This is a genomic window from Paraburkholderia humisilvae, assembly GCF_902859855.1.
GTDB classification, from domain to species: domain Bacteria; phylum Pseudomonadota; class Gammaproteobacteria; order Burkholderiales; family Burkholderiaceae; genus Paraburkholderia; species Paraburkholderia humisilvae.
The window spans coordinates 1-9208 of sequence record NZ_CADIKH010000122.1 but is presented as its reverse complement, the minus strand read 5'-3'; the positions used below and the strand labels follow the sequence as shown (position 1 = coordinate 9208).

The window sequence follows — 9208 nt, the reverse complement described above, 5'->3', positions numbered from 1 at the left end:
CAAACTCGCCCGGCAGATGGACGAGGCGTTCGCCGCACCATAGCCCATGGCCTTTCCGGCGGAGCCTCGCTGGCTTAGCGTGCTTTATTTTCCGTTTTCCGAAGCCGCCCCTATCCACCCGATTCGCGTCGACGTCCGATTCGTCCGCCGCGCATTGTCCGCGACCGGAATCGGTGAGGTATTCGCCGAGGGCCCCTGCTCGCTTTCGCGCGGCCTCCCTGCATCGTACGGCAAGTAGCGACCTATCAGCTTTCCTGTTTTGAGAAAGGGCTTGGTACTGGCGTGCGGCCTCGGATTTCATCCCTGCGATCTCAGTGCAATACGCGTAGTTGAGCGACATTGCCATAGGTTTTGCGCCAAACAGGTAACGTCCTGCAGGAAGATAATCCTGGACTTCCGCGAGTATCTGCGCCGCCGATTGAGTTCGGCTGAGCAACCGCAAGAGCTTGTCCCGCACGTTATCAAGGTGGTCTGCAACCTCGCGCGCGGAGCGCACGCCGGTCGCGTTAATGAGGTTCACACCACCGCCGGTCAACGACCGGCCGTCATCACCGAGAGCGGCGTTAGGGAAGATATCGTCTGCTTCGTGTGAATATGCCCAGAGGACATCGCAGGCAAACATGGACTCAGCTCCGCGATTTTCGAGTTTCCAGACAATAATTTGGCGCATACCTACGAGGACACGTTCAGCAAACGACGGCGTACGCAACACGAATCCAAGGGGCGCAAGAGTCGTCTCGAAGAAGGTTTTACAGTGAGCAGCAGCTTTTTCGTGGTTCATGGCGATTTTAAAAGTCGCGGGCAGGTCGTCAAAATTGAATCCAACAACCGGATATGCCGAAATTCGCTGAAACGACTAACGTCGCGCGAGTTGAGTTAGCGGAAATTTAAGGCATTCCGCTCACCTCCGTCAACGTATAAATACTTAGTGCCGCCATTGAATTCGGGTCGATTCACGTATGCGCATGGATTTGTTCTTGCTTGTCACCTTTGATTTAGGCTTAGCATCAAAATGGAAAAAAGTTTCGATGGAAAATTAACGGTGCGAGAAGTGTCTAAGTGCGCTTGTGCTCCGTCTCGGAGCAGTTCAACGGAAGATGAATCAAGTGCGTCCCACCGCTGGCCCACCCGCGCTGGACCGCCCAATTGTATTCAAAGACCGGTTCCGGGCTCGTCGCGTCCCTTTGAAAACTCCGAAAATAAGTACCACCGCGACTGAAAGTTCTCGAGTGCGGAAGTTATCAATTTCCGAGTTGAAAATACGTTTTACACGAAACCGAGCCCCTGAATAGTTGATAACTTTATTTTTCAATGTTTTCGCTATGATTGATAACAATTTAACCGGGCCCGCATAAGAATTTATATTTCCCGATACATATTGCGTTTACTCTCGGAGTGCGATTATGATTCGCACCCAACGCATCAGAGATTATTGGGAATTACTGTGTACAGTCAACGTATTCTTCCGCCGCCGGATTTGAGTGCCAATTCGGAGTACGCCGCGCTGCAATGCGGGTACCTCGAACGCGCCGGCACCTATGCTGCCTTGTCAGATCACGCGGCGCGAATGCGCGCCGGAGCCCCCGTCTTCACGACATTGGTAGACGGGGAAAAATTCGTGCACTACGCGAAGTTGGGGCCAATGAGTTTCTGGATGGGGGCAATTCAGGTCGATGACTGCACAATCATGACCGCGAGACTCCAGAAAGGGGGCGCCCAGTTCATTTGGCTGGCGGACGCGGCAGACTCGGACTTCTGGTCAGCGATGAACAACATGTCGCGCAGTCGCGAGTTGGGATTCGTGTTCCAATCTACGGACAAGATGTGGTTTCTGCCCTGGCAGGCACCTACCAGTGCGGGCGCACTCGAGCGCCATCGCCGGCACGTTGGCCAGAAGGGTGAGGCTTTTGTTCAGGTGGCAAGCAGTCTCATTGCGGACGGTAGCATCGAAAAGAGTGCGGAAAGTGCATTCGCCGGCGTCGAGGTAGGTTACCGTTGCATTAACATTCTTCTGACTCGTCGAGTAAAGGCGGCAGTTAAGTCGGTTACCGGCGCGGTGATTGTGCCGGCTACGAGCGCCGTTGCGGCCGGCGCGGTGAGCTTCGCACCCGCATCAAGCTCTGCACAGTGACGGTGGGCCGCCTTGAGCGGCTATCAGTTGTCGAAGCGCGCGCGGGCGGGACCAGCAACGTGACATCGAATCTGGCAATCTACAATGAGTCGCCAGATGAAGGAGAACGCAATGGTTACGCCCGCTTCTCGCCGTACGAGTCAGGGCCGCACGCGCCCGAAGGCCCCTGGCGCTGGGAAATCACTCGCCATGCCGGGCATCGACGAACACCTGCTAAATCGAGTGCGGAGCGTGGTCTGCGGTTTGAGTGAGCATCTAATCCTGACGTTGCAGGCTGAACCCGGTCTGCACATCACTGACTCGGAGTGGGGCAGACTTGCGGAAGTGCTTCCCCCGGCGTTGACGACTGCTTTCGTGAAGCAGTTTTTGGGAGCGGGGACTTCGCCCCGAAAGCACCGGGCACTGCTTACCCATCTACTTGCTATCGCTGAATTGCAGAGTCTTGGAGTTCCGGTCTATGCGACGGGCACCCCATTTGTCCCAGAACAGACTTCGGAAGCGATGGCTGCTGACACCGGGGACCTCACGAGTGAAGAGGCCGCGAAACTCCTCCACGTTTCTCGCACACACCTGAACGCCCTTATCGACGAAGGAAAGCTGCCAAGCAGCCGGACAAAAAGGGGCCATCGGCGGATACCACGCACGGCCGTCCTTGCATACAGGGAACAGACACGTGCTGTACAGCGTCAGGGGTTGGTCCTTATGACGGAAGCGTCTGAACGGTTGGGACTCTATGACGATGAACTGGCGGGTATCCCTGTGCGCCGAAAGGAGCGATGAATTACCGCCACGAGTGTCAAGCAGAATGGCCGGTCGTGCTGCCGGTAGATTCCAATATCTTCGCTGGGCCGCGCCTGTGGGGATATCTTCATCCGTCCATGCGGATAGCGGACAGCGTTGCGGCAAATGGCTAGCGGTCTGCCAAATCGGTAAGCCGTCAGCCCTTCCTTTGAAGTGGTGTTACAGGAAACTTGACGGGCCGAGCGGCGAGACGGCCAGTCTGCGCACGACGCCGGGACGCCTTATCTGGCGAGGCAAAGTGATCCCGACTCATCGCGAGCTTTACGGAAAGCGATTCAATCCGTCGACGCAAATCAACACTCGTCTCGGTTGCACGAGCCAGTTCGTGGTCTTTCTGCTCCAGTCGCTGCTCAAGTTCGCCGCGCTGGGCGTCCGACGCAGCCAGCCGAGCCTTCGCTCCAGCAAGATCGTCCCGAAGCGCGTCACGCTCCAGTCGGTGCGAGGCCTCCAATGCTCCAATGCGTTCATTTGCCTGCTGGAGTTGCTTTCTGGCCTGCGACGCAGCTGACCGCTCAGTCTCAATCTCGAGCAGCGCGCGTCGCTCAGCGGCGGCAAGCCGCTGCTCATTGTGCGCGGCCGACTCACGGAGTTTTTCCAACTCGACCGAAAAATCCCGACGGGCATCGCCAAGAGCAGCATTGGCAGTGATAACTTCGCTGCGGGCACCAGCGAGTTGTTCCCGCAGCGAGGCGTTGGCTGCCTGTTGCGCGGCCAGTTGCGACTCAAGCGCAGCGCTCCGTTGCCGCTCCGTATTCAGCGTCCGAAGCGCTTCGTCCCGCGCCGCGCCGGCGGCTTCGCTGCACGCCTGTGCTTCCCGAGCTTGCTGCTGTGCAGCCTCCACCGCACGCTCCGCGTCAAGCCGGAAGGCGCCCAGTGAGCCGTTTGCCTCATCCATCGACAGACGCCAAAGGCGGACAGCCAGTTCGCCGGCGGCCGCGGCGACTTCGCGCGGGAGATCCGGTTGCCCGACATCAACGCGTGTCTTTTCCCTCATCTCGGCCCAGAAGTCACGCAGTGCTTTGGCCGGCGCACTCATGCTGCCTTTGCGAACCAGTTGGTAGAGCCGATTCGCAGTCGGAGTTTCTCCATACCGGAAGAAGAGCAGCGCGCAGACCTCGCGGTAGATGTGCTGCGTTTCGGACAGCCGCTGTCGTACTTCTTCGACGTCAGTTTCGAGGGTCATGGCGGTTTCCGTCAGAGCTGGCTGGAAATGTTGATAATACAATGTATTTTGTAAATTTCACAACACTAGAAACCTATGTGCACGACATTATTCACATAATGTCGTTACTTTGGCCTAGGGCGGCTATAAAATCGTTTGAGACGTGAACTTGGAAGCCAGCGGTGTCAAAAGCACTCATCACCAGCGTCGCGCCGGTAGAAACCTTGGTCGTACCCAGCCAGCTGGATGGTCGCGATGGCTGGAACCGCGCCGACCGGGCGCACAAGCAGATTTCGGCGTCCAATGACCTCGACGCCGTGCGTGCATGGCTGGCGAACTTCGCGGACAAGAAAACGACGTTTGCGAGTTACAGGAAGGAGGGGGAAAGACTGCTGTTGTGGGCGCTCATCGACGCCCGGAAGCCGCTGTCGTCGCTCACGCATGAAGATTTGTTGCGTTACAGGGCATTTCTGCTGGATCCCCAACCGGCGGCCCAATGGGTATCTGCCACCGGCAGCAAATTCGCGCGGGCCGACCCACGCTGGCGCCCCTTCAACGGAGCGCTGTCCGCCGCAAGCCAACGGCAGGCTATGGTGATTCTCAACACGATGTTCACATGGCTTGTGAGCGCGGGGTATCTCCGAGGGAACCCCATCGCGCTGCTCCGGAGCGGGAGCAGGCAGACGAAGCATCGTGTGACACGCTATCTCTCCGCCGCGCTTTGGGAGGACGTAAAGGCATTCGTTGCTCGGCTGCCCACCCAGACGCCGAGGCAAAAGACCGTTTCCGCTCGAAGCCGCTGGCTACTTACGCTGTTTTACCTTCAGGGTCTGCGAATTTCGGAGGTTGCTACAGGAAGAATGGGGCAGTTTTTCCGGCGATTGGATGCCAGCGGAAACGAGCAATGGTGGCTTGAGACGCTAGGGAAGGGCGACAAGGAGCGCCTGGTACCGGTCTCGGCGGAACTCATGTCCGAGCTCAGCCGGTACCGCCTTGCCAACGGAATGCCTGCACTGCCGCAACCCGGCGAAAGAACACCATTGTTGATTCCACTCAGTGGCCCAAAGCAGCCATTGACCCGATCGGCGGTGCATGACGCGATCAAACAGGTTTTCCGTGGTGCGGCCGCGTGGCTTCGATCTCGCGGACCAGAGCACTCGGATCGCGCAGCGGAAATTGAAAGGGCCTCCGCACACTGGCTCCGGCATACGGCTGGTTCCCGAATGGCTGACAGCGGAGTCGACCTGCGCGCGATCAGGGACAACTTGGGGCATGTTTCGTTGAATACGACAAGCATCTATCTCCACGCAGAAGACGACGAGCGCCATCGTCAAACCGTCGGCCGGCATCGGGTCGACTGGGAAACAGTGCAAGCGGATCCCAAGACTACAGAAGGCGAGCAGGGCGGCTAAGTAACTGAACGCAGATCGCGCCCTTTACCGGTCCGGCTCGCGCACGGCGACAGCCAGAACAGGGGCGCGTATTTATTCCTCCGCGTTGTCGTCCATTGACTGACTACGAAGCAACAGGCGCAGCGGGACGGGATAGTCGCGATCGTCGACCAGATACTTTTCGCCATTCTCAAGTGAATAGACGATCACCCCCCCAGCCGATACGTGTATCTCAGACACAGCACAAACCAGCTCTTTGTTCGGGGCATTGTCGGAGGCGTGACCGCGCAGAACATGAACCTGCCCGACGACAGCGCCCGGAGACTTGAGAACGTCGATAATTGTACGGACCTTCGAGACCAGGAGACGTTTCGACTGGAGCCCCGTGCCGCTGCTCCCCGAATCGAAGAATGCGTCAAGCAGATACAAAGTTTCCAAAGGCAGAGGCGTGACTGCTGGCTCGATGACTTCGCTCATGATTTTGATTCCCAAAAATACTTGACCCGCTAGGCAAATGTCAGCCGGTGTCATAGGGCGGCTCGAGTCAACGTTCGCTCTCAACCAGAGCGAGCGCGACGGCCAGACGTCCGAATTGTAAACCATCCGGCGTATCTATAAAATAGCGTATCTTTTCAATGGGTCTAGAAAAATGCCAGAGGGTCGGCGATCCTTCGGCCACAATGCAAAGACCCGCCCCCGACAACGCTTCCGAGACGCTTGCTTGCATAGCATCAACCCTGCGCCGCCGGCGAGGTGAATTGAACCTCTCCCAAGAGGCGCTCGCCGCTGCATCCGGCATGTCGCGAGCGCGGCTTAACAGAATCGAGCAGAACCTTGCGGACAATATGCGCCTTTCGACGCTTGCGCGCCTTGCAGAAGGTCTGCAATTTGATATCCGAAATCTGCTAGACGGCGCCGCCATCCGTCCGCATCGAAGGCTAAGTCTGGAACCGCAGCTCCGAGTGATGGGCAATGTCGCCCATCTTCGGCAAGAGGCGGGTTTGAGCCAGGAAGACTTGTCGCTAGGTTCCGGTCACTTCCGGGCGTATGTCAGTCGCCTGGAAGGGCTGCGGATTGACCCCACTGTAACGGCTCTCGTGAGTATCGCCGCGCGACTAGGCGTGCCAGTCGTTGACCTGTTTCGGCCCCGGAAACTCGGCCACATCAAGCAGGCGACACGCGCGCAAGCACCCGTCTTGGAGAAGCCTACCCGGGACGCATCAGCGGAGATCGAGCATATAGCGTCGATTTTGCGCGGCCGCCGGGAAGAACTCGGCTTTAGCCAGGAAGCGGCAGCGAGGGCCTGCGGACTTTCACGCAGCAATTTTGTCCATCTCGAACAGAAGACGGTCAACAATCCGCGCCTGTCTACGCTCGTACGCCTCGCTGACGGCCTGCAACTCGAGATTCTCGATCTGGTCGATTTTCAGAACGGCAGACGGCATCACGTCAACGCACAAGACCCGGCAATCCGCCTCGCGCTCAATGTGCATAGGCTCAGAAAGTCCATGGGCCTAAGTCAAGTAGACCTTTCACTTCAGTCCGGGCACTTCGTGAGATATATCAACGCTCTTGAGGTGATTCGGGCGGACCCATCCATAGACAGCCTGAAGCGAATCGCGAAACAACTTGGCGTTGCTAGTTCGGACCTTCTCGCTCCTGTACCGACGCCTGACTACGAGAAGTTGCTGGTCGAACACGTGGGGCGACAAATCAGACGGACTGAAAATCGCCAGTAAGGCTGATTCAAGTGCGCTGCAGTTGACCGAAGCAGTACTCGGCATCATTTGTTTCGGTTGCGCGACCACCGCTGCAAGGCTCTCACCGACGGTCGACAACTCCGACGAGGCTTGCGGGACGCCCGAACGCCGGTCGCGAATTCGCTAGGATGCTGGCCGTGCGTGGCCCAGCGGTTTTGTAGACAACGCGTACAGTTTCGGCAAGGCGGCCTGTTTATTACCCGGTGTCGTTGAAGCGCGGTGGATGAAACCGAGGCTCGGGCGTCTCGCTAATTTGGCGATGTCGTCGGGTAGTGTTTCGGTCGGGCGGCGCAATGGCTACCCGAGGTCATTATTCATGGGGTTTAATGTCGGCAGGTAGGGGTTTCGCCGCGAACCGGGTAGTGATTTGGTACACTCACTGTAGGCGCGTGAAGTGCGCAATCTCTATTGGTTCATCCGAACGTCGCGTCGTGGAATACATGAAGAGATGCCTTGACTGCCTGAATCGCGCGGCGAAGCTTGGACAACAAATTTTACATAATATAAATTATCAACCGAAAATTTAGTAGGTTTACAACCGTTGCGTTCCAGTACGCTGCCAGATGATTCTGACCGCAACGCCGTCTTGATAAATGGTATCTTTCTGCGTTGCGCAATCTAACGGAATGCAGGAATGTTCGAGCAACTGTCTGACCAGTCGGTTCCGGCGGGACTGCGAGGCCCGATTCTGGTCGATCAACACGGGTTGCCGCGATACTGGGCGGCTGTCTGGGCGACGACGTCTACTGCGCAGCTGGCAAATTCAACGCACGTCAAAAAGCTGCGCTACATAGAGAATCTGTATCAACACGCCGAACAGTTGCGCGGCGTCTCAGCGCTGGACGACGCGTTGGGGACATTGAACGACGAGGCATTGGCCGATATTCTCGAATCGTGGTTCGTGTCGATCCGCAACCAGCCAAACGGTACGGACATTGACGAAATGCGCTGGCTGACTGGCCTAGGGTTCGTAACATCGGTTGTTACCTGGGTGTCGAAGAGTCAAGCGGCCGACGATCGGATCAGGCGTATTGAAGAACGGCTGATTCGGCTTTCAACGCTTTATAGCCAGCTTCATGTGCGCAGGGCCAAGGCGATCGAAACAGTTCGTTCGTTGCCAGCCGGCACGGTCAAGGCGCTGTACGAGATACTGGATCCGGAATCGGCAACGAACCCCTTCGCCAGGGAAAAGACGCGCTGGCGAGTGTTCATCGCATTTGTATTGATGTTGCACCAGGGATTGCGGCGTGGCGAAGTCCTGCTGTTGCCTGTGGATGCCGTCAAAAGTGCCTACGACCACAAACAACACCGGACGCGGCATTGGCTCAACGTGCAGGAAAACGAGTACGAAGACTCGGACGGTGATCCACGGTATTCCAGGCCGGGAATCAAGACCGCGCATTCGATTCGGCAGGTGCCGGTCAGCGAGTTAACAGCCAGCATGGTGCAAACGTACGCCGGAAACTATCGCGGCCGGCCGCGGCATTCGTTTCTGCTGAACTCACAGATTGACATGCCTTTGTCGACCGAAGCGTTGACGAAGATATTTGCGCAGATCTCATACCGCTTGCCCACGGCTGTCTTGAAAGAACTGAAAGATCGAACCGGCAAAGAATCCGTCACGCCACATGATCTGAGGCATACCTGCGCCGTGATGCGGCTTCATCAGTTGCTTGAACAGGGCGACTCGATGGACGAAGCCATCCAGAAACTGCGCACCTTCTTCGGCTGGTCCAAGACATCGTCGATGCCGTCACGGTACGCACGAGCTGTATTTGAAGATCGCCTGGCCGGTGTGTGGAATGATGCCTTCGATGACCGGGTGGCATTGTTGCGCGCGCTTCCGAAGGGACACTATTGACCTTTCCATAAATCATGACGTCACCACAAGGTTGCCTGAATCCAGCACGCGGCGATGATCGAAGGTCGGTGCTGAGCGCTTTTGAGCTTGTTGCGAGCGACG

8 protein-coding genes are annotated in these 9208 nt (G+C 57.4%); 5 read left to right on the top strand and 3 right to left on the bottom strand.

What is annotated here, in order from left to right; genetic code table 11:
* The coding region (locus HV796_RS38595; RefSeq protein ID WP_175233058.1) for a hypothetical protein at positions 1–781 on the bottom strand (781 nt) is incomplete at its 3' end.
* Positions 782–1444: 663 nt separating this feature from the next.
* Between HV796_RS38595 and HV796_RS38590 the strand changes: the two genes are divergently transcribed.
* Both HV796_RS38590 and HV796_RS45730 read left to right on the top strand, forming a co-directional pair.
* Positions 1445–2131 carry a hypothetical protein gene (locus HV796_RS38590; protein ID WP_175233057.1) on the top strand — a complete coding sequence of 229 codons (687 nt, stop codon included), beginning with the start codon at positions 1445–1447 and terminating at the stop codon, positions 2129–2131.
* A gap of 84 nt (positions 2132–2215) precedes the next feature.
* A complete protein-coding gene (locus HV796_RS45730; RefSeq protein WP_343053078.1) occupies positions 2216–2911 on the top strand; it encodes a helix-turn-helix domain-containing protein in 696 nt (231 codons plus the stop codon).
* 157 nt (positions 2912–3068) lie between these two features.
* Here the strand turns inward: HV796_RS45730 and HV796_RS38580 are convergent, their stop codons facing one another.
* Positions 3069–4115: a DNA-binding protein gene (locus HV796_RS38580; protein ID WP_175233055.1), complete on the bottom strand. Its 1047-nt coding sequence runs from the start codon at positions 4113–4115 to the stop codon at positions 3069–3071.
* Positions 4116–4276: 161 nt separating this feature from the next.
* Between HV796_RS38580 and HV796_RS38575 the strand changes: the two genes are divergently transcribed.
* Positions 4277–5506: a tyrosine-type recombinase/integrase gene (locus HV796_RS38575; protein ID WP_175233054.1), complete on the top strand. Its 1230-nt coding sequence runs from the start codon at positions 4277–4279 to the stop codon at positions 5504–5506.
* 72 nt (positions 5507–5578) lie between these two features.
* Here the strand turns inward: HV796_RS38575 and HV796_RS38570 are convergent, their stop codons facing one another.
* Positions 5579–5962 carry a hypothetical protein gene (locus HV796_RS38570; protein WP_175233053.1) on the bottom strand — a complete coding sequence of 128 codons (384 nt, stop codon included), beginning with the start codon at positions 5960–5962 and terminating at the stop codon, positions 5579–5581.
* Between the two features lie 158 nt (positions 5963–6120).
* Between HV796_RS38570 and HV796_RS43590 the strand changes: the two genes are divergently transcribed.
* Together HV796_RS43590 and HV796_RS38550 are read left to right on the top strand one after the other, a co-directional pair.
* Positions 6121–7224: a helix-turn-helix domain-containing protein gene (locus HV796_RS43590; RefSeq protein ID WP_217478156.1), complete on the top strand. Its 1104-nt coding sequence runs from the start codon at positions 6121–6123 to the stop codon at positions 7222–7224.
* Between the two features lie 655 nt (positions 7225–7879).
* Positions 7880–9106: a site-specific integrase gene (locus HV796_RS38550; protein ID WP_175233052.1), complete on the top strand. Its 1227-nt coding sequence runs from the start codon at positions 7880–7882 to the stop codon at positions 9104–9106.
* Positions 9107–9208: the final 102 nt, after the last annotated feature.

Bases quoted from the DNA above. Each gene is read 5' to 3' on its own strand.
- HV796_RS38550 (WP_175233052.1), top strand. From the start codon at position 7,880: ATGTTCGAGCAACTGTCTGACCAGTCGGTTCCGGCGGGACTGCGAGGC.
- HV796_RS43590 (WP_217478156.1), top strand. From the start codon at position 6,121: ATGGGTCTAGAAAAATGCCAGAGGGTCGGCGATCCTTCGGCCACAATG.
- HV796_RS45730 (WP_343053078.1), top strand. From the start codon at position 2,216: ATGAGTCGCCAGATGAAGGAGAACGCAATGGTTACGCCCGCTTCTCGC.
- HV796_RS38570 (WP_175233053.1), bottom strand. From the start codon at position 5,962: ATGAGCGAAGTCATCGAGCCAGCAGTCACGCCTCTGCCTTTGGAAACT.
- HV796_RS38580 (WP_175233055.1), bottom strand. From the start codon at position 4,115: ATGACCCTCGAAACTGACGTCGAAGAAGTACGACAGCGGCTGTCCGAA.